This window comes from Actinacidiphila sp. bgisy144 (assembly GCF_057708105.1).
Genome location: NZ_JBYIRM010000022.1, coordinates 72,183 through 99,145 on the forward strand (window position 1 = coordinate 72,183; position 26,963 = coordinate 99,145).

The 26,963-nt window shown below is 71.0% G+C and carries 21 protein-coding genes; 13 read left to right on the forward strand and 8 right to left on the reverse strand.

The genetic code is table 11. The features are described 5' to 3' along the window. The first annotated feature begins 126 nt into the window (after positions 1-126). The 3 genes from AC3EVP_RS24175 to AC3EVP_RS24185 all read left to right on the forward strand — a co-directional run bounded on the left by AC3EVP_RS24175 (position 127) and on the right by AC3EVP_RS24185 (position 3,739). Positions 127-1,722, forward strand: coding sequence for an MFS transporter (locus AC3EVP_RS24175; RefSeq protein WP_335982652.1), 1,596 nt, complete (start codon positions 127-129; stop codon positions 1,720-1,722). Then, on the forward strand, positions 1,719-2,327 hold the full coding sequence (locus AC3EVP_RS24180) for a TetR/AcrR family transcriptional regulator (protein ID WP_435132924.1): 609 nt from the start codon (positions 1,719-1,721) through the stop codon (positions 2,325-2,327). The genes AC3EVP_RS24175 and AC3EVP_RS24180 overlap by 4 nt, the downstream gene beginning before the upstream one ends. 491 nt (positions 2,328-2,818) lie before the next feature. Continuing rightward, positions 2,819-3,739 (forward strand): endonuclease/exonuclease/phosphatase family protein, encoded by a 921-nt coding sequence (locus tag AC3EVP_RS24185; protein WP_435133053.1) that lies wholly within the window; start codon positions 2,819-2,821, stop codon positions 3,737-3,739. Positions 3,740-3,791: 52 nt separating this feature from the next. Here the strand turns inward: AC3EVP_RS24185 and AC3EVP_RS24190 are convergent, their stop codons facing one another. The 7 genes from AC3EVP_RS24190 to AC3EVP_RS24220 form a co-directional block, all read right to left on the reverse strand. Further along, on the reverse strand, positions 3,792-4,559 hold the full coding sequence (locus AC3EVP_RS24190; RefSeq protein ID WP_435132927.1) for a class I SAM-dependent methyltransferase: 768 nt from the start codon (positions 4,557-4,559) through the stop codon (positions 3,792-3,794). A 97-nt stretch (positions 4,560-4,656) separates the two neighbouring features. Beyond that, entirely contained in the window at positions 4,657-6,411 is a 1,755-nt protein-coding gene (locus AC3EVP_RS24195; protein WP_335982658.1) for an NAD+ synthase, read from the reverse strand. A gap of 150 nt (positions 6,412-6,561) precedes the next feature. Further along, positions 6,562-8,223 (reverse strand): glycoside hydrolase family 13 protein, encoded by a 1,662-nt coding sequence (locus AC3EVP_RS24200; RefSeq protein ID WP_435132930.1) that lies wholly within the window; start codon positions 8,221-8,223, stop codon positions 6,562-6,564. Positions 8,224-8,346: 123 nt separating this feature from the next. Beyond that, on the reverse strand, positions 8,347-9,240 hold the full coding sequence (locus tag AC3EVP_RS24205; RefSeq protein ID WP_335982664.1) for a carbohydrate ABC transporter permease: 894 nt from the start codon (positions 9,238-9,240) through the stop codon (positions 8,347-8,349). A gap of 5 nt (positions 9,241-9,245) precedes the next feature. Then, positions 9,246-10,208: a carbohydrate ABC transporter permease gene (locus AC3EVP_RS24210; protein ID WP_335982667.1), complete on the reverse strand. Its 963-nt coding sequence runs from the start codon at positions 10,206-10,208 to the stop codon at positions 9,246-9,248. Positions 10,209-10,326: 118 nt separating this feature from the next. Continuing rightward, positions 10,327-11,724: an ABC transporter substrate-binding protein gene (locus tag AC3EVP_RS24215; protein WP_435132934.1), complete on the reverse strand. Its 1,398-nt coding sequence runs from the start codon at positions 11,722-11,724 to the stop codon at positions 10,327-10,329. Between the two features lie 327 nt (positions 11,725-12,051). Continuing rightward, complete coding sequence (locus AC3EVP_RS24220) at positions 12,052-13,044, reverse strand: LacI family DNA-binding transcriptional regulator (RefSeq protein WP_335982672.1); 993 nt, start codon at positions 13,042-13,044, stop codon at positions 12,052-12,054. 170 nt (positions 13,045-13,214) lie between these two features. Between AC3EVP_RS24220 and AC3EVP_RS24225 the strand changes: the two genes are divergently transcribed. Then, positions 13,215-15,548, forward strand: coding sequence for a discoidin domain-containing protein (locus tag AC3EVP_RS24225; protein WP_435132937.1), 2,334 nt, complete (start codon positions 13,215-13,217; stop codon positions 15,546-15,548). Between the two features lie 71 nt (positions 15,549-15,619). On the opposite strand, the gene AC3EVP_RS24230 is transcribed toward AC3EVP_RS24225, so the two are convergent. After that, positions 15,620-16,861, reverse strand: a complete 1,242-nt coding sequence (locus tag AC3EVP_RS24230) for a PucR-like N-terminal domain-containing protein (RefSeq protein WP_335982677.1) — start codon at positions 16,859-16,861, stop codon at positions 15,620-15,622. A gap of 463 nt (positions 16,862-17,324) precedes the next feature. On the opposite strand from AC3EVP_RS24230, the gene AC3EVP_RS24235 reads away from it, so the two are divergent. From AC3EVP_RS24235 to AC3EVP_RS24275, 9 genes are all read left to right on the forward strand, one after another. After that, the gene (locus tag AC3EVP_RS24235; protein WP_435132940.1) at positions 17,325-17,957 is read left to right on the forward strand and encodes a hypothetical protein; all 633 of its coding nucleotides are present in this window, start codon (positions 17,325-17,327) and stop codon (positions 17,955-17,957) included. Between the two features lie 392 nt (positions 17,958-18,349). After that, a complete protein-coding gene (locus AC3EVP_RS24240) occupies positions 18,350-18,796 on the forward strand; it encodes a hypothetical protein (protein ID WP_435132942.1) in 447 nt (148 codons plus the stop codon). Between the two features lie 182 nt (positions 18,797-18,978). Next, positions 18,979-20,727, forward strand: coding sequence for a DUF6801 domain-containing protein (locus AC3EVP_RS24245; protein WP_435132945.1), 1,749 nt, complete (start codon positions 18,979-18,981; stop codon positions 20,725-20,727). Positions 20,728-20,803: 76 nt separating this feature from the next. Beyond that, entirely contained in the window at positions 20,804-21,790 is a 987-nt protein-coding gene (locus tag AC3EVP_RS24250) for an ABC transporter ATP-binding protein (protein WP_335982685.1), read from the forward strand. A 28-nt stretch (positions 21,791-21,818) separates the two neighbouring features. Beyond that, complete coding sequence (locus AC3EVP_RS24255; protein ID WP_335982688.1) at positions 21,819-22,658, forward strand: MlaE family ABC transporter permease; 840 nt, start codon at positions 21,819-21,821, stop codon at positions 22,656-22,658. A gap of 3 nt (positions 22,659-22,661) precedes the next feature. Next, on the forward strand, positions 22,662-23,549 hold the full coding sequence (locus AC3EVP_RS24260; RefSeq protein WP_335982690.1) for an MlaE family ABC transporter permease: 888 nt from the start codon (positions 22,662-22,664) through the stop codon (positions 23,547-23,549). Then, positions 23,546-24,850 carry an MCE family protein gene (locus tag AC3EVP_RS24265; protein ID WP_435132949.1) on the forward strand — a complete coding sequence of 435 codons (1,305 nt, stop codon included), beginning with the start codon at positions 23,546-23,548 and terminating at the stop codon, positions 24,848-24,850. Before AC3EVP_RS24260 ends, AC3EVP_RS24265 begins: the two co-directional genes overlap by 4 nt. Then, positions 24,847-25,878 (forward strand): MCE family protein, encoded by a 1,032-nt coding sequence (locus AC3EVP_RS24270; RefSeq protein ID WP_435132951.1) that lies wholly within the window; start codon positions 24,847-24,849, stop codon positions 25,876-25,878. Before AC3EVP_RS24265 ends, AC3EVP_RS24270 begins: the two co-directional genes overlap by 4 nt. Beyond that, positions 25,875-26,948, forward strand: a complete 1,074-nt coding sequence (locus AC3EVP_RS24275; RefSeq protein WP_435132954.1) for an MCE family protein — start codon at positions 25,875-25,877, stop codon at positions 26,946-26,948. The genes AC3EVP_RS24270 and AC3EVP_RS24275 overlap by 4 nt, the downstream gene beginning before the upstream one ends. The last annotated feature ends 15 nt before the right edge of the window (positions 26,949-26,963 follow it).

Consider the following 26,963-nt stretch of genomic DNA (forward strand, 5'->3'; position numbering starts at 1 on the left):
CCGCGGGCAACCCCCTCCCCGTGACCGTTCCCGGGTGCCCTGGCCGATCCGCGGCTGAGCTGGGGGCTTTGCCGGGGCTTTGCGATACGAGACGGGGTCGTATCGTAAAAGCGGTAGGCTCGGGGGATGGCCGCTGATGCGATAGTCACAAAAGTGCCCGAGGTGATCCATCGCCGCCGCTGGGCGATCCTCACCGTCCTGCTGTTCAGCCTGCTGGTCGTGGTGCTGGACAACTCGATCCTGAACGTGGCGATGAAGACGATCGCCCAGCCGGCCCCGACCGGGCTCGGCGCCAGCCAGAGCGAGCTGGAATGGGCGATCAACTCCTACACCCTGGTCTTCGCCGGCCTGCTGTTCACCGCCGGGCTGCTCGGCGACCGGCTGGGCCGCAAGAAGGTGCTGCTCGCCGGCATGTTCGTGTTCGGCGGCGGCTCGGCGCTCTCCGCGTTCGCGGGGACCGCCGGGCAACTGATCGCGTGGCGCGGGGTGATGGGCCTGGGCGGCGCGCTGATCATGCCGGCCACCCTGGCGATCATCATGAACGTCTTCGAGCGCGAGGAGCAGCCGCGCGCCATCGGCATCTGGGCCGGCGTGGTGGGCCTGGCGATCGCGGTCGGCCCGATCACCGGCGGCCTGCTGCTCCAGCACTTCTGGTGGGGCTCGGTCTTCCTGGTCAACGTGCCCATCGTGGTCGTCGCGCTGATCGCGATGTTCCTGATCGTGCCCGACTCCAAGGACCCCCGGCCCGGCCGGCTCGACCCGCTGGGCGTGCTGCTGTCCATCGCCGGCCTGGTACTGCTGATCTACGGCATCATCAAGGGCGGCCAGTACGGCGACTTCACCCGCCCCGAGGTGTGGGGCACCTCCGTGGCGGGCCTGGCCATCCTCGGGGTGTTCGTCTGGTACGAAGCCCGCAGCGACCACCCCGCCCTGGACGTGCGCTACTTCAAGAAGCGGCAGTTCGCCGCCTCCGTCGCCGCGATCGGCCTGGTCTTCTTCGCGCTGATGGGCGTGACCTTCTTCGTCGTCTTCTACAACCAGTCGGTGCGCGGCTACAGCGCCCTGCGCTCCGGGCTGCTGCTGATCCCGCTCGCCGCCTCGCAGATGATCTTCGCGCCGCGCGCCCGGCTGCTGGTCGACCGGATCGGCGCCCGCGCGGTGTGCGCGGGCGGCATGGTGCTGACCGGCATCGCCTTCCTCGGCTTCCTCCTGCTCGGCCGGACCACCCCGATCTGGGAGCTGGAGGTGCTGTTCTTCGTGATGGGCACCGCGATGGCGCACATCATGCCGCCCGCCACGGTGATGATCATGTCCGCGCTGCCGCGGGAGAAGGCCGGGTCCGGCTCGGCGGTCAACAACACCTTCCGCCAGGTCGGCGGCGCCCTCGGGGTGGCCGTGCTCGGCTCGGTGATGTCCACCGTCTACCGCAACGGCATCAGCTCCCACCTCGGCCACCTGCCCGCCGGCCAGCGGCACGCGGCCGGCGAGTCCATCGAGGCGACCCTCGGGGTGGCCCAGCGCCTCGGCCCGGGCGGCGCGAGCCTGGTGCGGCCCGCCGACGACGCGTTCATCCACGCCATGCACATCACCGCGACCGCCTCGGCGACCGTCGCGATCCTCGGCGGCGTCGTCGCCTACGTCTTCCTGCCGCCCAAGTCCGCGCTGTCCCCGGCGCCCGGCGGCGGCTCGGGAGAGCGGGAGATGGTGGGTGCCGAGCAGTGACGGAGGGCCTCTCCGGCCGCGGACGCCCGCGCAACGCCGCCGTCGACCGCACCGTCATCGACGCCGTCCTGCGGCTGATCGCCGACGGCACCCAGATCGGTGAGCTGACGATGGAGGGCATCGCCCGGCACGCGGGCGTCGGCAAGGCCACGCTGTACCGGCGCTGGCCCGGCAAGGAGGCGCTGCTGCTCGACGTGCTCGCCACCGTCGAGGGCCCGCCGCCACCGGCCGGCGCGGGCACCGGCGACCTGCGCGAGGACCTGGTCCGCGCGGTGGAGTTCATCCGCCGGCGCGGCCTCGCCAAGCGGGAGTCGGCGCTGCTGCGCACCATGGTGACGCAGATGCGGAGCAACCCCGGCCTGTGGCAGCGCTACCACGACACCGTGATCGCCGGCCGCCGCCGGATGCTCGTCGCGGTGCTGGAACGCGGCATCGCCAGCGGCGAGATCCGCCCCGAGCTGGGCGCCGACCTGGAACTGCTCTGCGACATGGTGGTCGGCCCGGTGCTGTCCCGCGCCACGCTCTACCCGGACGCGTCGCTCCCGGCGGACCTCGCCGACCGGGTGGTGGACACGCTGCTGGACGGGATGCGCCCGCGCGCCTGACCCGCGAACGGCCGCCGTCACGACCACCGGAACGGCCAACGGCCGCCGGCCGCTTATGTCCAGGTCTCGTCACAGTCCGGTCGATCCGTACCGCCCGCGGAACCCGCGACCCGCACCTGACCGTCGCTTCACATACGAATCCCGTAGAGTCGGTCGCTCGGAGTCGGCGACCGGTGACGGTACGACGGCGCTCCCTACCGGCGCGCGTGCCCGCGGCGGTACGACGGAGGTGCGGTACGGCGGATGCGCGTGCCGGGCGGATCCGCGTGCCGGGCGGCGCGGCGCCGCGGCGGTCGCGGCGATCACCGCGGCAGGCTCTAGGGTTCGAAGCACCGGCAAGTGGCAGGCAGGCAAGGACTTCTATGACCCAGGCGCAGAACGGCACGGACACCAGCACGGACGGCACGGACCCGGTGGGGCCGGACGCCGGGGCGGCCGGGGCCCGGGACCGGCTGCGCGCCCGCTTCCTGCGGTGGTGGCGGCCCGCGGGGATGTGGCGGCGCGGCATCGTCACGGCGGTGGTCGCCGTCGTGCTCGCCGGACTGCTGCTCTTCCACGCCGACGTGCCCAACCGGGTCGGCAACCTCGGCAGCCTGCTGGAGACGTTCCTGCCCTGGCTCGGCCTGCTCGTGCCGGTGCTGCTGGTGGTGGCGCTGCTGCGGCGCTCGGTCACCGCGCTGATCGCGGTGCTGCTGCCGACCGCGGTGTGGTTCAACCTCTTCGGCGGGCTGCTCACCGACAAGGCCGGGACCGGCGGCAATCTCACGGTCCTCACGCACAACGTCAACGCCGACAACCCCGACCCGGACGGCACCGCCAAGGACGTGATCGCCGCGCACGCGGACGTGGTCGCGCTGGAGGAGCTGGCGGCCGGGCAGGTCGCCCGCTACAGCCGCGACCTGGCGGCCGCCTACCCCTACCACTCGGTGCAGGGCACCGTCGGGCTGTGGAGCAAGTACCCGCTCAGCTCGGTGCGTCCGGTCGACATCCGGCTCGGCTGGACCCGGGCGATGCGCGCCACCGCCGCCACCCCGCACGGCAAGGTCGCGGTGTACGTCGCGCACATGCCGTCCGTACGCGTCAAGTTCGACGCCGGGTTCACCGCCGGGCAGCGCGACCGGGCCGCCGACGCGCTCGGTTCGGCGATCGCCGCGGAGACCCTGCCGCACGTGGTGCTCCTCGGCGACCTCAACGGCACCATGAACGACCGCGCGCTCGCCTCCGTCACCTCGCAGATGCGCTCCACCCAGGGCGCCGCGGGCAACGGCATGGGCTTCAGCTGGCCGGCGTCCTTCCCGATGGCGCGGATCGACCAGATCATGGTCAAGGGCATCGAGCCGGTCTCGTCCTGGACGCTGCCCCGCACCGGCAGCGACCACCTGCCGGTGGCCGCCCGGCTCGACGTCCCCTGACCAACGCGCTGTTGCCGCGCTGCCGTTGCCGCGGCGCTGTTGCCGGGCGGGGTCAGCCCCCCGCGACGAGGAGGCGGTAGCCGTAGTCGACGGCGTCCAAGGCCAGCAGGTCGGCGTGGCGGCGGTGCCAGGCGCCCGAGGCGAGGTCCGCGCGCAGCCGCTCGATCGCCGGTTCGACGACGGCGGCGGGCAGTTGGGCGAAGGTGGAGTTCGCCCGGCGCACGTCGGGGTCGAGGAACAGCTCCGGGCGGCGCCAGTACGCGCTCTGGAAGCCGTCGGTGAAGTCGTGCGGGATGGGGAACGGCAGCACCGTGTGCGCGTCCATCGCCGCCACCACCGTCGCCAGCGGTGTGAAGCGGGCCCGCTCGAACGCGCCGATCTCCGGCAGGTACTCCGTCAGGAGCCACAACTCCGGCCGGTGGTACGGGTCGTAGGTGAACAGCACCTGCCGCCGCGACACCCGGCGCAGCTCGGCCAGGCCGCGGCGCAGGTCGGGCCAGTGGTGCACCGTCATCACCGCCATCGCGGCGTCGAACGCGCCGTCGGCGAAGGGCAGTCGCTCCGCGCCGGCCAGCACCTTCCGCGCCCCCGGGTGCTGGTCGAGCATCACCTGCGACGGGTCGACCGCGGTCACCTCCCGGCCGGCCGGCTCGTAGGACCCGGCGCCCGCGCCGACGTTGACCACGGTGCGCGCCCCGCCCAGCGCCTGGTCGATCAGGGCGGCCAGCCGCGGATCGGCGCGCCGCACGTCCCGGTACCCGACCCCGATCCGGTCGTACGTCGCCGTCAGCGGCCCGGGCCCCGCAGCAGAAGCATCCATGGGCCGGATCACAGCAGCCGCCCCCGGGCCCGGGCAAGAGTTCCGGGCCGGGCCGAATGTTGCCGCCCCCGCTGCGGGCGGCCGGGGCGGCGGGGGGTCAGCCGCCCTCGCGCCAGCGGTTGGTGATGGGCAGGCGGCGGTCCTTGCCGAAGCCCTTCGCCGAGATCTTGGTGCCCGGCGGGTACTGCCGCCGCTTGTACTCGGCGGTGTCCGTGAGCTTCAGCACCCGCGTGACCAGTTCCTCGTCGTACCCCGCGGCGACGATCTCCTCGCGGCCCCGGTCCCGGTCGACGTACAGCTCCAGGACCCGGTCCAGCACGTCGTAGTCCGGCAGCGAGTCCGTGTCGACCTGGCCCGGGCGCAGTTCGGCGCTCGGCGGCTTGCTGATCGAGTTCTCCGGGATCGGCGGGGTCTCGCCGCGGGCGGCCGCGTCCTCGTTGCGCCAGCGGGCGAGGCGGAAGACGGTGGTCTTGTAGACGTCCTTGATCGGGCCGTACGCCCCCACCGAGTCGCCGTAGAGCGTGGAGTAGCCCACGGCCAGCTCGCTCTTGTTGCCCGGGGCCAGCACGATCTGGCCCTCCTGGTTGGAGATCGCCATCAGCGTCACCCCGCGCAGCCGCGACTGGAGGTTCTCCTCGGCGAGGCCGGTCAGCTTCAGCGACTCCATGTACGCGTCGAACATCGGGGCGATCGACACCGTACGGAAGTTCAGGCCGGTACGGCGGGCCAGCTCGGCCGCGTCGCCCTTGGAGTGGTCCGAGGAGTACGCCGACGGCATCGAGACGCCGTACACGTGCTCCGCCCCGATCGCGTCGCACGCCAGCGCGGCGACCAGCGCCGAGTCGATCCCGCCGGACAGGCCGATCAGCACCGACCGGAAGCCGTTCTTGGCGACGTACGCGCGCAGGCCCGTGACCAGCGCGCCGTAGATCTCCGCCTCGTCGCCCAGCGGCTCGGCCTCGGTGCCGGGATACCGGGGGGTGTACGCCGGGACCGGCTCGGCGGACAGCACCACGTGCCGCAGCTCCAGGCCGTCCGCGACCCGCCCGGCCGGCACCTCGGCGGCGGCCGCGGGCAGCTCCAGGTCGAGCAGCACGCACTCCTCGGTGAACTGCGGCGCCCGCGCGATGACCTCGCCGTCCGCGCCCACCACGATCGAGTCGCCGTCGAAGACCAGCTCGTCCTGACCGCCGACCATCGCCAGGTACGCCAGGGTGCAGCCGGCCTCCCGGGCCCGCCTGCGGACCAGCTCCAGCCGGGTGTCGTCCTTGTCCCGCTCGTAGGGCGAGGCGTTCACCGACAGCAGCAGGCCCGCGCCGGCCTCCCGCGCGCCCGGCACCCGGCCGCCGTCCTGCCACAGGTCCTCGCAGATCGCCAGCGCCACGTCCACGCCGCCGACCCGCACCACCGGCATGGTGTCGCCGGGCACGAAGTAGCGGAACTCGTCGAACACCCCGTAGTTCGGCAGGTGGTGCTTGGCGAACCGCAGCGCGACCTTCCCCTCGTGCAGCACCGCCGCGCAGTTCTGCGGCGCGCCGGCCGGCTGGCCGTACTTCGGCTGCGCGTTCTCGCTGCGGCCGAGGTAGCCGACGACCACCGGCAGCGCGCCCAGGCCCGCCGCGGCCAGTTCCGCGGCCAGCTCCACCAGCGCCGTCCGGCTCGCCTCCACGAAGGACGACCGCAGCGCCAGGTCCTCGACGGGATAGCCGGTCAGCATCATCTCCGGGAACGCGACCAGGTGGGCCCCCTGCTCGGCCGCGTACCGGACCCGGCGCACCACCTCCGCGCGGTTCCCGGCGATGTCGCCGACACGGGAGTCGATCTGATTCAGAGCGAGACGTAGTTGAGGCACGCCCCCCACTCTAATCGTCACCCCGACGCGATGTCGCTCCCGCCCTCCTCCTTTCCGAGGGGACTTCTCACGGCTTCCGGGGGACTTCCGGCGGGTGGGCACACCGAAGGGGCCGCCTGTGGGGGAGGGCGGCCCCAGGGGGAGGCGGCGCTACGCGAGGAGCCAGGCGGCGGTGTCCTGCGGGAGGAGGCCGTCGGAGGCGAGGGGGGCGGAGGTGAGCAGCAGGGTGCGGTGCGCGGGGAGGGGAGCCGGGTCGGGGGAGAGGTTGACGACGCAGACGAAGCCGGGGGAGCGGCGGAAGGCCAGCACGCCGGGGGCGCTGTCCAGCCAGGTGAAGGCGGTGCCGTGGCCGAGTTCCGGGGTGTCCTTGCGGAGCCGGATCGCCGCCCGGTACAGCGAGAGCATGGAGCCGGGGTCGGCGGACTGGACCTCGGCGGTGCGGGCGGCCCACTGGGCCGGCTGGGGCAGCCAGGACTCGGCCGAGCCGTCCGGTCCGAAGCCGAACGGCGGGGTGGCACCGGACCACGGCAAAGGTACGCGGCAGCCGTCGCGCCCGGGGTTGGTGCCGGCCGAGCGCAGGTACATCGGGTCCTGCAACTTGCCGGTCGGGATGTCCTCGACCTCGGGCAGCCCCAGCTCCTCGCCCTGGTAGAGGTAGACCGACCCGGGCAGCGCCAGGGTCAGCAGGGCGGCCGCGCGGGCCCGCCGGGTGCCCAGCTCCAGGTCGGTCGGAATCCCGAACGCCTTGGTGGCGAAGTCGAACCCGGTGTCGGCCCGGCCGTAGCGGGTCACGGTGCGGGTCACGTCGTGGTTGCACAGCACCCAGGTGGCGGGGGCGCTGACCGGGGCGTGCGCGGCGAGCGTGACGTCGATCGAGGTGCGCAGCCGGTCCGGTTCCCACGGGCAGGCCAGGAAGTCGAAGTTGAACGCGGTGTGCATCTCGTCCGGCCGCAGGTAGCGGGCGAACCGCTCGGCGTCCGGCAGCCACACCTCGCCGACCAGGATGCGCACGCCCGGGTAGGAGTCGGCGATCCGCCGCCAGCTCCGGTAGATGTCGTGCAGGTCGTCGCGGTCGACGTAGGGGTGCGCGGGCAGTGCCGCCTCGGCGCCGGCGCCCGGGTCGGGCAGGTCGGGCAGGGCGGGGTCCTTGCAGACCATGGCCGCGGAGTCGATGCGTACGCCGCCGGCGCCGCGGTCGAACCAGAACCGCAGGATGTCCTCGTGCTCGGCGAGCACGTCGGGGTGGTTCCAGTTCAGGTCCGGCTGGCCGGAGTCGAAGAGGTTCAGGAACCAGTCGCCGGGCGTGCCGTCGGGGTCGGTGGTCCGGGTCCAGGCCGGTCCGCCGAACTGCGAGGGCCAGTTGTTCGGCGGCAGTTCGCCGTGCGCGCCGCGGCCGGGCCGGAACCAGAACCGTTCGCGCGCGGCCGAGCCGGGCCCGGCCGCCAGCGCCTCCCGGAACCAGGGGTGCGCGGCCGAGACGTGGTTCGGCACGATGTCGATGATCGTTCTGATGCCCAGCGCGAGAGCCTCGGAGATCAGCTTCTCGGCCTCGGCGAGCGAGCCGAAGACCGGCTCCACGTCGCGGTAGTCGGCGACGTCGTAGCCGCCGTCGGCCATCGGCGAGGGGTACCAGGGGCTGAACCACAGTGCGTTGACGCCCAGCTCGGCCAGGTACGGCAGCCGGGACCGCACGCCGGCGAGATCACCGGTCCCGTCGCCGTTGCTGTCGGCGAAGCTCCGCGGGTAGACCTGGTAGATGACCGCGTCGCGCCACCAGTTCTCGTCGGCCTCGGGCTGAGGGGTGTCTGCCACGTCAACGTCCTTTCGGGCAGGTGGGACTCCGCCGCCGGCCCCGATCGCGGGGATGATGGCAGGGGCCGGCGGCGGAGTGCTGAGGGGTGCTGCGGAAGTGGTGCGCAGGCGGTGCCGCGGGCGTCAGCCCTTCAGGCCGCCCGCGGTCAGACCGGACATGATGTTGCGCTGGAAGAGCAGGAAGATCAGCAGGGTGGGCACCGCGGAGATGGCCAGCGCGGCGATGATCACGTTCTCCGGGACGCCCTGCGACAGCGAGTTGATGCCGAGGTTGATCGGCTGCTTGTCCGGGTCGGGCTCCACCAGCATCGGCCAGAGGAAGTCCTTCCAGACGTTGACCACCGCGAAGATCGACACCACGCCGAGGATCGGCCGGGACATCGGCAGGATGATCGACCACAGGGTGCGCAGCGGCCCGGCGCCGTCGATCGCGGCGGCGTGCATCAGGTCGTTCGGGATCGAGTCGAAGAACCGCTTCAGCAGGAAGATGTTGAAGCCGTTGGCCACCGTCGGCAGCCAGATCGCCCACGGGGTGCCGACCAGGTTCAGGTGCAGCAGCGGCAGGTCGAGCACGGTGACGTACTGCGGGACGATCAGCACCGCCGAGGGGATCATCAGCGTCGCCAGCATCCCGGCCAGGATCACGTTGCCGAACACCGGGCGCAGCTTGGAGACCGCGTACGCGGCGGCGACGTCGAAGACCAGCTGGAAGGCGAGCGCGCCGAACGCGTAGTACAGCGTGTTGAACAGCAGCCGCGCGAGCTTCAGCTGGGTCCACGCGGTGTGGTAGGTGCCGGGCTTGGGGTGCTTGGGGAAGTACGTCGGCGGGTTCGCGACGACCTCGCTCGCGGACTTCAGGCCGCCGGTGACCATCCAGTACAGCGGGCCGAGGAAGACCAGGGTGAAGACGACCAGCACCACGGTCAGCACGATTCGGTAGGTGATCCGGCCCTTGCGGCGGTTCAGCGCCGCCGCGGAGATCAGGGTGCGGTTCTGCGGTGTGGAGATGGCTGCCATGTCCGTCATCCCTCCTGCTCGTCGGTCCGGCTGAGCCGCGTGTAGACGCCCGAGAAGACGATCAGCACCAGCAGCAGGAACAGGCCGAGCGCGGCGGCGCTGCCGAGGTTGTTGTAGCGGAATCCGTACTGGTAGATCATGTAGACCACGGTCATCGTGGAGTTCTCCGGGCCGTTGCCGCCGGCCAGCACGAAGACGTTGGTGAACTCCTGCATGGTCGCCACGATCTGGAGCAGCAGCATCAGCGAGAGCACCATGCGCGTCTGCGGGATCGTGACGTGCCAGATCTTGCTCCACAGCCCGGCGCCGTCCAGGTCGGCCGCCTCGTACAGTTCACCGGGGATGTTCTGGAGCGCGGCGAGGTAGACCAGGGTGGCGCTGCCCATGCTCATCCAGGTGGCCGCGATCACCACCGAGATCATCGCGGTGTGCGAGGAGTCCAGCCACTGCGAGGTCGGCAGGTGGAGGGTCTTCAGGATGTGGTCGAAGAGCCCGTAGTCCGGGTCGTAGAAGTACTTGAAGAGCAGGCCGCCGGCGACCGGCGGGAGCATCACCGGCAGGTAGACCAGGATGCGCAGGTAGGCCTGGGCGTGCCGCAGTTCGTTGAGCACGATCGCCACGAAGAACGGCAGCGCGAAGCCGATGACCAGCGCGTAGCCGGTGTACTCGGCGGTGTTCTTCCACGCGGTCCAGAAGAACGGGTCGTGGTAGACGCGGTCGAGGTTCCGCATCCCGACCCAGGAGGTCACCCCGCGCTTCTTGTCCTGGAAGCTCATGATGAACTCCCGGACCATCGGGTACCAGGAGAAGGCCAGGAAGCAGACCACCGCGCCGACGAGGAAGCCGTATGCCTGGAGGTTCGCCGCCGCCTTGCGGGGCAGGCCGCGTCTGGCGCCGGGCCGGTCCGGGCCGGCCGGGCGCCCGGCGTGGCGCTTGGTCGTGTTCTCGGGGACGGTCGTCGCCGCCATGGGGGCTCCTCGGCTGAAGCTGGAGGTGGAGCTGACGCTGGGGTGGCGCGGATGCTGCCGCGGGTCGGATCGGGTGCCTGCGGGGCCGGTCGCCGGACCGGCCCCGTGGGGCGTACGGTCAGCTGCTGGCGGCCAGCAGCTGGTTGACCTGGTCGGTCGCGGTCTTGAGCAGCTTGTCGATGTCGGCGCCCTTGTTGGTCAGCACGCCCGACATCACGGTGTCGAGCACCGTGTAGACCTTCTGCGCGTTCGGCGGCTCGGCGAGCACGGGGGTGTCGACGCCGGTGTACGCCTTGAAGTTGTCCACCGGGATGGTGGCGCTGGCGGTCTTGAGCTGGTTGTCCTGGTCCTTGGCCGAGCCGGTGAAGAAGAACGGCTCGGGCAGGCCGACCGGCAGGCCGTCCGCCTTGGTGCGGGCGTAGTTGAACTGGCCCTTGCCCAGCGTCAGGTACTTGAAGTTGATCCAGGCGATGCCCGCCTTGATCTGGTCGGGGCTGTCCGACTTCTTGAACATGTAGTCGTTGCCGCCCATGAGCGCGATCTTGCCGCCGGGGATCGGGGCCATGCCCAGGTCCTTGTAGTCGGCGTGGTACTGCTGGACCTCCAGCGTCACGTCGTCGGGCGCGCCGACGTACATGCCGATCTTGCCGGTGCCCATCGCCTTCTGGACGTCGCCCCACTGCACACCGGGGTCGGCCGGCATCGACTTGTCGGTCCAGCGCATGTCGTGCAGCGTCTGGAGCACCTGCTTGGTGGCGGCGGTGTCGAAGGCGGCCTTGGTGCCGTCCTCGCTGACCGCGCGCACGCCCACGCCGTTCATCTCCGAGACCAGGTGCCAACCGCCCTGGTTGCCGCCGGAGTTGTCCATGTAGCCGGTGATGCCCTTGCCGCCGAGCTTGTCGGAGATCACCTTGGCGTCCTGGCGGATCTCGTCCCAGGTGGTGGGCGGGTTGTTCGGGTCGAGCCCGGCCTCCTGGAAGATCTTCCGGTTGTAGATCAGGCCCATCTTGTAGTTCGAGGTGGGCAGCCCGTACAGCTTGCCGCCGTCCTTGAGGACGTTCAGCACGCTCGGGTCGATGCTCGCCAGGTTCGGGATCGTCTTGGCGTTGACGTAGTCCGAGATGTCGGCGGCCTGGCCGGCGTCGAGCACCTGCGCGAGGTCGGTGTAGTACGAGTAGAACGTGTCCGTCTGGGTGCCGGCCTGGAGCTGGGCGGTGAACTTGGCCGGGTCCTCGCAGGGGAAGGCGTCCTTGCTCTTGATCGTGACGTTCGGATAGATCTTGTTGAACGCCGCGACGTCGTCGGTCCACTCCCGGCGCTCGGCCTTCTTCGTGGTCGGCGGCTCGCAGTCGACGCTGATGGTCACCTTGGTCTTCGGGTCCAAGGGGGTCGCGGCGTCGGCGCTGCTGGTGCTGCCCGAGCCGTCCTTCTTGCTGCTGGAACACGCGGTACCGGTCAACCCGATCCCCGCGACCAGAGCGACTGCCACCAGTCTGCGGTAGCCGATTCTGCTCATGTTCTGCCCTTCCCCTGAACCACTGCGCGTCGTTGGACTGCGATCTGGGACCCCCGTGGCACGTGAGGCACATGCGTCCGGCGCGAGAGTGCGCCGCCGTCCCGGGTTGGCTCAACGTACTTAACCCGATAGATGTCCGCAAGATGTCGCGCGAATTTCGCAAAGACACGACTTGGTCACAGCAGGGAGAGGGCGCTCAGGGGTGCCCTGGCGGGCGGGGAACGCGCAGGGGCGCGGGAGACCGCGCGGCCGGCCCGGCGCGGCATGGCGGCGGGCCGGCCGCGCGGTCTCCCGCGCCCCTGGGTGGCGGACGTCCCTCGGCGGCGCCTACGCGTTGGCGCGGGCCGGGCCGGTGGAGCCGCGGACCACCAACTCCGGCTCGAAGAACAGCTCGTCGTGGTCGACGGAGGCGCCGCTGATCTCCCCGGCGAGCAGGTCCACCGCGGCCCGCCCCATCGCCTCGATCGGCTGCCGCACGGTGGTCAGCGGCGGCTCGGTGCAGTTCATCAGCGAGGAGTCGTCGTAGCCGATCACCGAGACGTCCCCGGGCACGGACAGCCGGCGGCGCCGGGCGGCCCGGATCGTGCCGAGCGCGAGCAGGTCGGAGGCGCAGATGAACGCGGTGTTCCCGCGGGCCAGCAGCCGGCTCGCCGCGGCCTGCCCGCCCTCCAGCGTGAACAGCGCGTGCTCCACGGTGACCGACGGGTCCACCCGGCGGGCGGCGGCCAGTTTGCGGCGCGAGGGCACGTGGTCCGGCGGGCCGAGCACCAGCGCGATCCGCTGGTGGCCGAGCGAGATGAGGTGGTTCATCGCCTGCTCGACCGCCACCGCGTCGTCGCACGAGACGCGGGGGAAGTCGAGATGGTCGATGGCGGCGTTCATCAGCACGGTGGGCAGGTTGCGTTCGGCCAGGCGCGCGTAGTGGTCGTGCGGGGACTCCGCCTGGGCGTAGAGCCCGCCGAAGAAGACCACCCCGGAGACGTGCTGCTGGAGCAGCAACTCCACGTAGTCCGCCTCCGATACGCCGCCGGCGGTCTGCGTGCACAGCACCGGGGTGAACCCCTGCTGGGCGAGCGCGCCGCCGACCACCTCGGCGAACGCGGGGAAGATCGGGTTCTGCAACTCGGGCATGACCATGCCGACCAGTCGGGCGCGTTCGCCGCGCAGCTGGGTGGGCCGTTCGTATCCGAGCACGTCAAGGGCGGTGAGGACCGCGGCCCGGGTCGCATCGGAGACGCCCGGCTTCCCGTTCAGCACGCGGCTGACCGTGGCCTCGCTCACCCCGACCTTCTTTGCCACCTCGGCAAGTCGTCGTGTCATGGCGTCGATTCTAGTACAGCTACCGCAAGTTTCTTGCAGGGTATTTGCGAGATCTCTGCAAGCTATCCAAATCTTGCGAAATCCAATCGACATCTTGCTGTGACGTGTTCGGCATCCCTAGGGTGTGCGTCACGTCAGCGACTCCCGTCAGAAGGGAAGCCCCCCACCCCATGGACACCAGACGTCGCTCCTCGCTCGTGCTGGCCGCGGCCACCGCGGCGGCAGTGGCCGCGGGCGGACTCATCGCCCTGACCGCCACCGCCACCGCCTCGGCGGCCCCCACCGCCGCCGGCCCCGCCGCCAAGGCATCGGCCGTCTCCCCATTCGACGCCGCCGGCGGCGCCTCGGTGCCGTTCACGGAGTACGAGGCCGAAGCCGCGCACACCGACGGCACCGTGATCGGCCCCGACTACACCCAGGGCACCGTCGCCTCCGAGGCGTCCGGCCGCCAGGCGGTCACCCTCGGCCAGGGCCAGTACGTCGAGTTCACCCTCACCAAGTCCGCGAACGCCGTCGACGTCGCCTACAACCTGCCGCAGGGCGCCTCCGGCACCCTCTCGGTCTACGTCAACGGCACCGAGCTGAGCCGGAAACTCGCCGTCACCTCGCAGTACAGCTACGTGGACACCGGCAACATCGCCGGCTCCAAAACCCATCACTTCTTCGACGACTCCCGGCTGCAACTCGGCCAGAACCTCGCCGCCGGCGACACGGTCAAGCTCCAGATCGACTCCGGCGACACCGGCACCGCCACCATCGACGTCGCCGACTTCGAGCAGGTCGCGGCGGCCGCCGCGCAGCCGGCGGACTCGGTGTCGGTCGTCGACGAGGGCGCCGACCCCAGCGGCGGCGGCGACTCCACCCAGGCGTTCCGCCAGGCGATCACCGACGCCAAGGCCGCCGGCAAGGAGGTGTGGATACCCGCCGGCGACTTCAAGGTCACCTCGCAGCTCCCGGTCGACGACGTCACGCTGCGCGGCGCGGGCAACTGGTACTCGGTGGTGCACAGTTCGCACTTCATCGACCAGACGTCCGCCACCGGCAACACCAAGCTCTACGACTTCGCGGTGTTCGGCGACGTCAGCACCCGCAACGACAGCTCGCCCGACAACTTCGTCACCGGCAGCCTCGGCCCGAACTCCGTGGTCTCCGGGATGTGGGTGCAGCGCGAGAAGTGCGGCCTGTGGCTGACCGGCGACAACGACAACCTCACGGTCGAGGACAGCCGGATCATCGGCACCACCGCCGACGGGCTCAACCTCGACGGCAGCGCGCAGGGCGTCACCGTCAAAAACAACTTCCTGCGCAACCAGGGCGACGACTCGCTCGCCATGTGGTCGCTGGGCTCGCCGGACACCGGCAACACCTTCACCGGCAACACCATCGTGCAGCCCAACCTCGCCAACGGCATCGCGATCTACGGCGGTTCGGACAACACCGTGTCCGACAACGTCATCGCCGACACCAACGCCCTCGGCAGCGGCCTGGCCATCTCCAACCAGGCGTTCCTCCAGCCCTTCAACCCGCTCTCGGGCAAGGTCACGGTCTCCGGGAACACCCTCATCCGCACCGGCGCGCTGAACCCCAACTGGGGCCACCCGATGGGGGCGCTGCGGGTCGACTCGTACGACTCGGCGATCACGTCCGTGGATGTGCGGATCTCCGACACCACCTTCGTCGACAGCCCCTACAGCGACTTCGAGTTCGTCTCCGGCGGCGGCCACGGCTACGACGTCAGCGGTGTGACCGTGGACGGCGCGACCGCGACGAACACCGGCACCGTGGTGGTGCAGGCGGAGACACCCGGGTCGGCGACGTTCAGCGATGTCACGGCCACCGGCACCGGCGCCACCGGCGTCTACGACTGCCCGTACCCGGCGGACCTGACGCCCTTCACCGTCAACCAGGGCTCGGGCAACAGCGGTTGGTCCGGCACCTGGGGCGACTGCACCACCTGGCCGCAGCCGGGCGGGGGCGACAGCAGCGGCGGTACGACGAGCGGCTCGACGGACGGCGGTACGACGAGCGGTTCGACGAGCGGCTCGACGGACGGCGGTTCCACCGGGGGCACCACCCCGCCCTCCGACGGCAACCTCGCCCAGGGCCGGCCGGCCACCGACACCGGGCACGCGGACGTCTACACGGCGTCCAACGCGGTGGACGGCGACGCCAGTACGTACTGGGAGAGCACCGACAACGCCTTCCCGCAGTCGCTGACCGTGGACCTCGGTGCCACCCGGACCCTCGGGCGGCTGGTGCTGAAGCTGCCGCCGGCCACCGCGTGGGCCACCCGCACCCAGACCCTCTCCGTGCTCGGGTCCACTGACGGCTCGACGTTCACCACGCTCAAGGGCGCCGCCGACTACACGTTCGACCCGTCCTCGGGCAACACCGCGACGGTCACGCTGGGTTCGGCCGCCACCCGCTACCTGCGGCTCACCTTCACCGCGAACACCGGCTGGCCGGCGGGCCAGCTGTCGGAACTGGAGGCGTACGCCTCCTGACCCCTCCCGGGCGCCCCTTGTTCCGCGTACCGCACGCCGGGACGAGGGGCGTCACGCAATACGCCGACGCGCTACGCCGGCGCGGTGCCGTCCTCGCCGTGGCGGCGCAGGTGCAGGGCGCGCAGCGCGATCTCCGTCGCGAACCGGTCGTCCGGGTGCGCGAGTTGGTCGCCGAACGCGCGGTCCAGGATGCGCAGGCGGTAGCGGACCGTCTGCGGGTGGACGCCCAACTGGTCGGCGACCTGGCCCGCGGTGCCCCGGGTGGTCAGCCAGATCCGCAGGGTGTCGATCAGCCGGGTGCGCTGCGCCGGGGTCAGCCCGACCAGCGGCGCGAGGTACTTGCGGGCCATCTGGTCGGCCAGCGCCGGGTCGCCCAGCAGCCACAGCGGCAGCAGGTGGTCCTCGCTGAGGACCAGCGCGTCGTCCGCCCCGTCGGCCGCGCTGCCCCCGACCACCCCGGAGCCGGCCAGTGCGAGGGTGTGCCGGGCCCAGCGCAGCGAGTCGGCGGCCTCACCGAGCCCCGTGGTCAGTCCGACCGCGGCCCGGCAGCCGCCGAGCGCGGCGGCCAGCGAGGCGCGCCGCTCCTCGGTGAACGCCCCCGGCACGAGTAAGTGCGGCTCGGGGTCGGCGAAGTCCTGGAGCACGTCGCGGTCGAGCGCGGTCCGGGCCGGCCGGGTGCCGGGGGCGACGGCCACCATCGTGACCTCCTCCGGCAGCGGCCACGCGGCGTGCTCGGCGAGTTCGGCCAGCGCGCTGCGCGCCACCGCGGTGCCGCCGAGTATCCGCCGCAGCAGCCGGCGCCGCCGGTTGTCCGGTTCCTCGCCCAACTCCGCGAGCGCCTGCACGTATCCCTCGCGGGAGAGCTCCGCCAGGTCGCCCATGTAGGCGAAGAGCGCGTCGGCGAAGGTGAGCATGAAGGACGCGGAGAGGTTGTAGCGGCGCCCGACCGTGCGCACCCGGCGCAGCGCCACCTGGCAGCCGATCCGGTACGCGGCCTGGAGGTTGTCCAGGCTGCGGCCCTCGTACGCCTCGAAGCGGCCGAACCGGCGGCACAGGTCGTCGCGCAGCGAGGTGGTCGCGGTGGGAGCGGCGACCCGGTCCACGAACGTGGCGATGCTCTGCTCGATCCCGATTTTGATCACCCGGCTGTTCGGGCCCTCCAGGAGGTGCCCGTATTCGGGGATCGCGGTGACGATTTCAGCCGCCATCTCTTTTAAAAGGCTGGGCAGTTCCGGGCGCATGATGGCGGCGAACTCCCGCGGAATCGGCCCCGGCGACTCGGTGTGCTCCGGGGTCTGCCGCATGATGGTCATCCCCGCCCCCTCCCCAGCGCCCCATCGCGCGTCGGTGACCTCGCTGCAAGATAGACCAAACGTCTACGGAGCGCAGCCCCATGGACACGCAAACGTTGTCGGCCGGTGCCGCGCGGGCCCGGGCCGGAGCGGCGGGGCGACCGTACCGCAGGGGCGGCGGGGTGCGCCGCGGCGGACGCCGACGGGCGGGCCGGCGGTCTGCAAGTGCTCACTCCTTTACAAAGCCGCCGGCGGCGATGTTGCCCCGGTGACAGAAAAATACCGGCCGGTAGTGATCGGTGGAGATTCTTCGGCCCGATTGTTGCGCCGTCTCGTTACCCGTGCGTAACGTCCTGCCCCGCAAGGGCAACCGACCGGAATCGGTACCCCACGTTCCAGGTAGTGAGTCGCAACCGAATTCGCGCTTCGAGCAGCGCGGACGACGGTTTTATCAGGCACGTCAACTCCCAGGAAGGAACAGCCCGTGCGTAAGATCTCGCCTCTCGTCAAGGGCGGTGTCGTCACCGGCGCCGCGTTCGCCGCGGCCCTCGGCCTCGCCATCAGCCCGGCCTCCGCGGCCGGCACGTGGACGGTCACCGGCGGCGGCGCCTTCACCGGCACCTCCACCAACACCGTCCTGAAGGACACCGCCACCGGCACCACGCTCACCTGCAAGACGTCCACCGCGACCGGCACCGCGGCGAACACCACCGGTGCCAGCGGCACGGGCATCGCCTCGATCGCCTCCGTGGCGTGGACCAGTTGCTCCGGCCCGCTGGGCATCACCTTCACCGTCACGGCCGACAACCTCCCGTGGTCGCTGAACGCGGTCAGCTACAGCGGCGGCGTCACCACCGGCACCCTGACCGGTGTCGAGGCGCACATCAGCGGCCTCGGCTGCACGGCCACCTTCGCCGGCGCCAGCGCCACCACGCCGGCCACGCTGGACGTCACCTACACCAACTCCACGCACGACCTGAAGGTGCTGGGCACCGGCAACCTGCACGCGTACAACGTGTCGGGCACCTGCCTCGGCCTGATCAACTCCGGTGACGCCACCACGTACTCCGGCGACTACACCGTCTCGCCGACCACCCTCCAGATCACCTCGCCGTGACCCGGCAGATCTCCTGACGGGCGGATCGCCACACCCCCGCCCACCCGCACCACCAGGGACCCCGGCCCGCGCCACGAGGCCGGGGTCCCTGCGCCAGGAGGGGCACGACAGGCGGCCTCACGTCGTGAGAAGCACACCCGAAGGGGAGGGGCGGGATGAGGTTCACCCGCAGTAGGACCAGAGCAAGTGCTGTGCTGTGCGCGGCTGTTCTCGGCGGCGCGCTGCTGGCGGGCGTCCCGGCGTCTGCGGCACCGCGGTCCGCGGCGGCCGGCGGATGGACGGTGATGCCGGGGGGAGCGTTCACCGCGACCGGTCCTGGGACGGTCGCTGACGATGTCACCGGCACGAAGTGGGCGTGTGGGAGCTCGTCGGAGCTGACGCCGCTTGCGGCCGTGGGAACGCTGGCCGCCGGGAGCGTGCCGACCAACCTGGCGATCGGAGCGTGGACGTCCGTCGCGCCGTTCACCTGCTCCGGTCCCGTCGGACTCGTCCTCACCGTGACGGGTGGTCAACTTCCCTGGAACATGGAAGTGGCGGGATACGACACGGCCACTGACACGACCACCGGAACGTTGACGGGGATGTCGATGCACTGGTCGGGGGTGGGAACGGCCGCTGACTTCGACGGCCCGGGCGGTGCCGGTTCCGGCACGGGATCGGAAGCCTTCAGCTACGACAACGCCACGCACCAACTGACCCTCGGTGACGGCGACCTGGAGGCGTACGACGTCAAGGGGACGTTCCTCGGGTTCCTCAACGACGGTGACGGGATGACTTTCGGCTTCACCATGCCCGTCACGCCCGCCCAGACCATCCGCCCGGACGGTGCTGCCGGCTGACCCGGCCACTCACTGGAGGACAAAATTCCGGTTGGGGTTTGTCACGGGGTGACAAGAATCCTCGGTTCCGGAAATTGGCCGGATCTCCGGGTGTTCGATCACTTGTCCGGCCTTATTACCCACACGTAATGTCCTGCCGCCAGGGCTGGAAAAGGAGTTCGGAAATGAGGGGTGCCGTGCGCGTGAGCCGACCGCGTCCGCGTCGAGTGGTGCAGCTCGCGGGCGTCGCGGCAGCCGCGCTCCTGGCCGGGCTGCTGCCGGGCACCGACTCCGCGGCGACCGGCGCGGCCGACGGGGTGTCACTCGCGTACACCTGCCAGTTCGGCGCGGGCCAGGACCCGCAGGACATCAGCGTCGGCATCAAGCAGACCTACCCGTCGAACGGGGTGGTCGGCAAACCGATCCAGCCGGGCGACCTGACGCTCACCGTGGGCATCCCGCGGGCCGCGGTCACCGCGCTGGTCCCGGCCGAAGCCGACACCCTCGGCGGCAGCGCCGACATGAAGGCCAACGTCACGCAGGGCACCTCGCGCACCGTGGCGGTCTGGCCGGACCTGACCGCGCAGCCCACCACGGTGGCGGGCAGCGGCGACCTGGACCTGGTCTTCACCGGCAAGGTGCCCGGCGTGTCGGTGACCGCCGGGGGAGACCTGGTCTTCGCCGCCGGCGACCTGGACCTGACGCTGCACCCGCAGGCCGCGACCAGCACCCCCACCGACCCGGCCACGCCCACGCCGGACCCGTCCACCGGCGACGGCTCCGGTACGAGCGGGGCGGGTTCCGACAGCAGCGGTACCTCCGCGGACACCGCCGCCGCCACCGCGGCCGACGGCTCCGGGAGCACGACCGCCGCCGACCCCGCCGACGGCGCCGGCTCCGGCGCGCTCACCGACATCACCGGGCTGTGCGCGGCCAAGGCCAGCCAGGACATCTCGCTCGCGACGGTCACCGTGCCCGGCACCGGCGACCCGACGTCCGGCACCGGCGCTCCGACCAGCCCCACGGGAACAGCCGGTACGCCGTCCGGTTCGGCGTCGTCCTCCCCGTCCGCGGGCAGTCCGGCCGACGGCACCCGCAGCAGCATCGTCCCGCTCGACACCCCGCCGCGCTCGGGCGTGACGTCCTGCGGCGCGGCGCCGAAGGGCGAGCTGGACCCGAGCCGGCTGCCGGTTCCGCCGGCCGGCGCCATCGTGCTGCCCCCCGCAGGGTTCGTCTATCCGGATGTGATCCTGTGCGGTTACTTCACCGGCTTCTCCAACGTCAACAAGCTCAGCGGCGCGATGATCGTCAACGACCCTCGTGGGAAGCCCGGGTTGGCGACCCTCAATTCGAACCGCAGGCTGGCTCTCAACACGAGCGAGAACTACTACGAGGTCGACTCCCTTCTCGGGATCGAACTTCCCTCCTCCCATTCGACGTTCCTCAGTTTCGGGTTCGTCCCCATCACCGCCGACGTCGACTTCGTCGCCGATGGCCCGATGACCGTGGTCAGCTCCGGGTACCCGTCGCAGGGAATTCCCCAGATCACGGTCGTCGGCGGGTACCAGGATCTGCGGATCAGCAACGTGAAGGTCAACGGCGTGTCCATGCACCTCGGAGCCGGCTGCCACACCACCAGGCCGTTGAACGTCGTCCTCACCGGACGCCAGGACGAGGGACTGCCCGGGGACGACGGCAGACCGGACTACACGATCGCATCGGGCGGCCCGCTCGTGGACGACAACCTGGTCATCCCCCCGTTCACCGGCTGTGTCACGCCGGGCGGCGACAACCTGAACTCGCTCTTCACGGCGTCCCTGTCGGGACCCGGCAACACCCTCAACTTCGTCCAGGCGCCGCTGTGCTCGATGGACGGCACCACGCCCGAGAACTGCGACCAGCCCGACATCCCGCTGCCCCAGCTCCCCGTCCGCGCCGGGTCCACCAAGTGACGGCCCGCCGTACGGAGTTCGACCGTACTCACGTCCCCCACCCGTCCGTCCACCGCAACCACCCCCGGGAGGTGCAATGGGAATCGAAGTGACCGTCGAGGGTCTGACGAAGTCCTTCGGCAAACAGACCGTCTGGGAGGACGTGACGCTCACTCTGCCGGCCGGCGAGGTCAGCGTGATGCTCGGGCCCTCCGGCACCGGCAAGACCGTCTTCCTGAAGTCCGTGATCGGCCTGCTCAAACCCGAGCGCGGCCGGGTGCTGGTGAACGGCGTCGACATGGTCGGCGGCAAGGAGCGGGACATCTACGAGACCCGCAAGCTCTTCGGCCTGATGTTCCAGGACGGCGCGCTGTTCGGCTCGATGAACCTCTTCGACAACATCGCCTTCCCGCTGCGGGAGCACACCCGCAAGAAGGAGTCGGAGATCCGCCGCATCGTCATGGAGCGGATGGACATGGTCGGCCTGATCGGCTCCGAGCGGAAGCTGCCCGGCGAGATCTCCGGCGGCATGCGCAAACGCGCCGGGCTGGCCCGCGCGCTGGTGCTGGACCCGCAGATCATCCTGTGCGACGAACCGGACTCCGGGCTCGACCCGGTGCGCACCTCCTACATCTCGCAGCAGCTGATCGACCTCAACGCGCAGATCGACGCCACCATGCTGATCGTCACCCACAACCTCGACATCGCCGCGACGGTGCCGGACAACATGGGGATGCTCTTCCGGCGCCGCCTGGTCACCTTCGGCCCGCGCGAACTGCTGCTCACCAGCGACGAGCCGGTCGTACGGCAGTTCCTCGGCGGCCGCAAGGAAGGCCCGATCGGGATGGCCGAGGAGAAGGACGAGGCCACCCTCGCCCGCGAACAGCTCACCGCGGTCGACGAACTGCCGCGCCGGATCGCACCCCAGCTCGAACCGAGCCCCGGACTGCCGCCGCGCGCGGCCGTGCAGCGCCGCCGGGCGCGGGTGCTGGCGATGTGGGACGACCTGCCGCCGGCCGCCCGCGCGGCGATGAAGGCCGGTCTCGCCCCGGTCGCCGCCCCCGTACAGGAGGAGCACGCATGAGGACCGGCCCCGCCGCGGGGGTGACCGCGTGAGCGCGCCGCCGGTGCCGGGGCCGGCGCCGCGCCCGCCCGCACCCGCTCCCGCCGTACCGCGCCGCCCCTTCCCCGGCACCGGGGCGCTGCGCCAGACCGGGCAGCTGATGACGCTCGGCGCGACCACCATCAGGGACACCTTCCGGCGGCCCTTCCAGGTCCGCGAGCTGATCGAGCAGTTCTGGTTCGTGGCGAGCGTGACGATCCTGCCCGCGGCCCTGGTGTCGATCCCGTTCGGCGCGGTGATCGCGCTCCAGGTCGGCTCGCTCGCCCAGCAGTTGGGCGCGCAGTCCTTCACCGGCGGCGCGAGCGTCCTGGCGGTGATCCAGCAGGCCAGCCCGCTGATCGTGGCACTGCTGATCGCCGGTGCGGGCGGCAGCGCGATCTGCGCGGACCTCGGCTCGCGGAAGATCCGCGAGGAGCTGGACGCGATGGAGGTGATGGGCGTCTCGCCGGTGCAGCGGCTGATCGTGCCGCGGGTGCTGGCCACGATGCTCGTCGCGCTGCTGCTCAACGGCCTGGTCTCGGTGGTCGGCACCGCCGGCGGCTACTTCTTCAACGTGATCGTGCAGCACGGCACCCCCGGCGCGTACCTGTCCAGCTTCTCCGCGCTGGCCCAGCTGCCGGACCTGTACATCTCCGAGATCAAGGCGCTGATCTTCGGCTTCATCGCCGGGATCGTCGCCGCCTACCGCGGCCTGAACCCCAAGGGCGGCCCCAAGGGCGTCGGCGACGCGGTCAACCAGTCCGTGGTCATCACCTTCCTGCTGCTGTTCGTGGTGAACGTGGTGCTCACCGCGATCTACCTCCAGCTCGTGCCGCAGAAGGGAGCCTGAGCGATGGCCCTGCTCGACAAGGACGCCCCGCGGCCCGAGCCGCCCGGGCCCCCCGCGCCGCCGCCCCGCGCCCGCCGGGTGCGGCCGGGCCGCTGGCTGCGCTGGCTCGACGACACCGGCGACCACCTGCTCTTCCACATCAAGGCCGTGCTGTGGGTGCCGCGCACCCTGCGCCGCTACCTCAAGGAGGTGCAGCGGCTGCTCGCCGAGGTCGCCTTCGGCAGCGGTGGCCTGAGCGTGATCGGCGGCACCGTCGGCGTGATGATCGGCATGACGCTGGCCACCGGCACCGTCGTCGGCCTCCAGGGCTACGCGGCGATGAACGAACTGGGCACCGCGGCGTTCACCGGCTTCATCTCCGCCTACTTCAACACCCGCGAGATCGCGCCGCTGATCGCCGGGCTCGCGCTGTCCGCGACCGTCGGCGCCGGGTTCACCGCGCAGCTCGGCGCGATGCGGATCAACGAGGAGGTCGACGCGCTGGAGAGCATGGGCGTGCGCTCGATGCCGTACCTCGTCACCACCCGGATCATCGCCGGCGTGGTGGCGATCATCCCGCTCTACGGCATCGGCCTGCTCAGCAGCTACGCGGCGTCCCGGCTGGTGACCGTGTGGTTCAACGGCCAGTCGCCCGGCACCTACGACCACTACTTCAACCTCTTCCTCGCACCGGAGGACGTACTGCTGTCCATACTGAAGGTGCTGATCTTCAGCGTCGTGGTGATCCTCGCGCACTGCTACTACGGCTTCACCGCCAAGGGCGGCCCGGCCGGTGTCGGTATCGCGGTCGGCCGGTCGGTGCGCAACGCGATCGTGATCATCTCGCTCACCGACTTCTTCCTGTCGCTGGCGCTGTGGGGCGCCACCACCACCGTGCGGGTGGCGGGATGACCACCACCGACACCCGCACCCCGGGGCCGGCGCCCGCGCCGCCCGCACCCCCGGCCCGGCCGCGCCTGCGCCGCTTCGGCGGCACCGCCCGCCGGCGCACCGCGGGCATCGTCTTCCTGCTGGTGCCCGCGCTGCTGGCCTGGCTCGCGGTGGCCGTCTACGACAAGTCGTTCACGCACTCCGTGACGGTCACCGTGGAGACCGGCAGCGCCGGCAACGAGATGAACCAGGGCGCGGACGTGAAGATGCGCGGCGTCGTCGTCGGCCGGGTCACCGCCATCCACGCCGACGGCGCCGGCGCCCGGCTGACGCTCGCCATCGACCCCGGTCAGATGCGGCACATCCCGGCCGGGGTCACCGCGCAGATGCTGCCCACCACGCTCTTCGGCGAGCGGTTCGTCGCGCTGGTGCCGCCGGCCGGCGCCGCCACCGGCACGGGCACCACCGGCACCGGCGCCACGCTCGCCGCGCACGCCACCATCCCGCAGGACCGGTCGGCCGACGCCGTCGAACTCGAACAGGTCCTGGACAACGTGATGCCGCTGCTGACGGCCGTCCAGCCGCAGAAACTCGCCGCCACCCTCAACGCGGTCTCCACCGCGCTCGACGGCCGCGGCCAGGAACTCGGCACCACCCTGGTCCAGCTCGACCGCTACCTGACCAAGCTCAACCCCCAACTTCCCGCGCTCACCGACGACATCAAGCAGCTCGTGACGGTCAGCAACACCTACGACGCGGCCGCGCCCGACATCGTGCAGGCCCTCACCGACTTCACCAGAACCAGCGGCACCATCGCCGAGCAGCAGGCCAACCTCAGCACGCTGTACGGCTCGACGACCGCCACCGCCCAGGACATCACCACCTACCTGCGGCAGAACAAGCAGAACCTGATCCACCTCGCCGCCGACAGCCGCGGCACCCTCCAACTGCTCGCGAAGTACGCCCCGTCCTTCCCCTGCACCCTGCGCACCCTCGCGGACTTCGTGCCCGAGATGGACAAGGCGCTCGGCAAGGGCACCGACGAACCCGGCCTGCACGTCGACGTCACCGCTGTCGCCTCCCGCGGCAAGTACGTCGCCGGCAAGGACACTCCGGTGTACGACGCGAGCGGCGACCCGCAGTGCTACCCGGTCCCGTACACCGGCCGCGGCACCACCCCGGTCGCCAACTCGCCGCAGGAGAACGAGCTGGTCAACGAGTTGCTCGCGCCCAGCATGGACACCTCGCCCACGAAGCTGCCGGACTGGAGCAGCCTGCTGACCGGACCGGTCTACCGCGGGGCGGAGGTGACGGTGAAGTGAACCGCCGCAGCCTGACCGGACCGATCGTCAAGTCGCTGATCTTCATCCTGGTCACCGCGTTCGCCACCACGGTGCTCGCGGTGAGCATCGCCGGCGCCGGCGTCGGCAGCACCTCCGGCTACAACGCCGAGTTCACCGACACCACCGGGCTCAACAAGGGCGACAGCGTCCGCATCGCCGGGGTCAAGGTCGGCCAGGTCGACTCGATCAAGGTGGTCCGGCACCGGATCGCCGAAGTGCACTTCTCCGTCCGCAAGGACCGCACCCTGCCCGCCTCGGCGACCGCCACCATCAAGTACCTCAACCTCGTCGGCCAGCGCTACATCGACCTGGAGCAGGGCAGCGGCCCGGTCGGCGCCGGCCTGCACCCCGGCGGCACCATCCCACTCAGCCACACCAAGCCCGCGCTCGACCTCACCGAACTCTTCAACGGCTTCCAGCCGCTCTTCGAGGGGCTCTCCCCGAAGGACGTCAACCAGCTGTCCGGGGAGATCGTGCAGGTCCTCCAGGGCGAGGGCGGCACCGTGGACAGCCTGATCGGCAACATCGGCACGCTGACCACCACGCTCGCCGCGAAGGACCAGGTGATCGGCCAGGTGATCGACAACCTCAACTCGGTGCTGACCACCGTCAACACCCGCGAGGCCGGCTTCAACGACCTGATCACCTCGCTCCAGCAGCTCGTCACCGGCTTCTCCGCCGACCGCAAGCCGATCGGCCAGTCCATCACCGCCATCTCCCAACTCACCACCAGCACCGCCGGTCTGCTCCAGGACGGCCGGCAGCCGCTGAAGAACTCCATCGCCCAGCTCAACCGGGTCTCCACCAACCTCGGCGACAACACACCCCAGTTGCAGCAGTTCCTCACCACCACCCCCGGCAAGCTCCAGACCATCGGCCGGCTCGCCTCCTACGGCTCCTGGCTCAACCTCTACCTGTGCCAGGCCACCGTGCACGGCGTGACCACCTCCGACGGCAGCACCCCGCCCACCGGGATAGCGATCACCGAATCGAGGTGCCGGCCATGAGGCTGCGAGCCCCCGCGCTGCGCCTGCGCGACCCCGCCCGGCGCGGCCCGCTCTTCCGGCCGCTGCGCGAACGCAACCAGGTCGCGGTCGGCATCGTCGGCCTGCTGGTGCTGGCCCTGCTCAGCCTGGTCGCCTACAACGCCGACGCGCTGCCGCTGATCGGCGGCGGCACCACCTACTCCGCGTACTTCACCGAAGCCGCCGGCATCAAGAGCGGCAACGAGGTACGGGTGGCCGGCGTCAAGGTCGGCAAGGTCACCCACGTCGGGCTGGACGGCGCCCAGGTCAAGGTCACCTTCCGGGTCCGGCACACCTGGATCGGCAACGCCAGCACCGCCGCCATCGCCATCAAGACGCTGCTCGGCGAGAAGTACCTCGCGCTGGACCCGCTCGGCAACGCCAAGCAGAACCCCGGCGACACCATCCCCAAGTCCCGCACCACCTCACCGTACGACGTCACGCAGGCGTTCAACGGCCTCGGGCAGACCTTCGACGCGATCGACACCAAGCAGCTCGCCGCCAGCTTCCAGGCGATCGCGGACACCTTCAAGGACACCCCGGACTCCGTGCGCACCGCCGCGACCGGCCTGTCGTCGCTGTCCAAGACCATCTCCAGCCGCGACGCCCAACTCGCCTCCCTGCTCAGCGGCAGCAAGCAGCTCACCAAGACCCTCTCCGACCAGAACAGCCGCTTCCAGCAGCTGATCTCCGACGGCAACCTGCTCCTCGGCGAGGTCGAGAAGCGGCGGACCGCCATCCACTCCCTGCTCACCGGCACCCAGTCCCTGGGCACCCAGCTCAACGGCCTGGTCACCGACAACACCCAGCAGCTCGCCCCCACCCTCGACGCCCTCGACCGCGTCACCGGGGTGCTGCTCGCCAACCAGGCCAGCCTCGACAAGGTGCTGGCCCTGGCCGGCCCCTACTACCAGGTGGTCGGCAACACCCTCGGCAACGGCCGCTGGTTCGACAGCTACCTGTGCGGCCTGGTGCCCAAGAACTACCTGCCCAGCGGCACCCAGCCGACCACCGGCTGCATGCCGCCCAAGGCGACCGGAGGAGCGTCGTGACCCTCTTCCCGCGGC

Coding starts and splice junctions, on each gene's coding strand:
- AC3EVP_RS24175 (WP_335982652.1), top strand. CDS start 127: ATGGCCGCTGATGCGATAGTCACAAAAGTGCCCGAGGTGATCCATCGC.
- AC3EVP_RS24185 (WP_435133053.1), top strand. CDS start 2,819: ATGTGGCGGCGCGGCATCGTCACGGCGGTGGTCGCCGTCGTGCTCGCC.
- AC3EVP_RS24190 (WP_435132927.1), bottom strand. CDS start 4,559: ATGGATGCTTCTGCTGCGGGGCCCGGGCCGCTGACGGCGACGTACGAC.
- AC3EVP_RS24205 (WP_335982664.1), bottom strand. CDS start 9,240: ATGGCAGCCATCTCCACACCGCAGAACCGCACCCTGATCTCCGCGGCG.
- AC3EVP_RS24210 (WP_335982667.1), bottom strand. CDS start 10,208: ATGGCGGCGACGACCGTCCCCGAGAACACGACCAAGCGCCACGCCGGG.
- AC3EVP_RS24215 (WP_435132934.1), bottom strand. CDS start 11,724: ATGAGCAGAATCGGCTACCGCAGACTGGTGGCAGTCGCTCTGGTCGCG.
- AC3EVP_RS24220 (WP_335982672.1), bottom strand. CDS start 13,044: ATGACACGACGACTTGCCGAGGTGGCAAAGAAGGTCGGGGTGAGCGAG.
- AC3EVP_RS24225 (WP_435132937.1), top strand. CDS start 13,215: ATGGACACCAGACGTCGCTCCTCGCTCGTGCTGGCCGCGGCCACCGCG.
- AC3EVP_RS24230 (WP_335982677.1), bottom strand. CDS start 16,861: ATGACCATCATGCGGCAGACCCCGGAGCACACCGAGTCGCCGGGGCCG.
- AC3EVP_RS24250 (WP_335982685.1), top strand. CDS start 20,804: ATGGGAATCGAAGTGACCGTCGAGGGTCTGACGAAGTCCTTCGGCAAA.
- AC3EVP_RS24260 (WP_335982690.1), top strand. CDS start 22,662: ATGGCCCTGCTCGACAAGGACGCCCCGCGGCCCGAGCCGCCCGGGCCC.
- AC3EVP_RS24265 (WP_435132949.1), top strand. CDS start 23,546: ATGACCACCACCGACACCCGCACCCCGGGGCCGGCGCCCGCGCCGCCC.
- AC3EVP_RS24275 (WP_435132954.1), top strand. CDS start 25,875: ATGAGGCTGCGAGCCCCCGCGCTGCGCCTGCGCGACCCCGCCCGGCGC.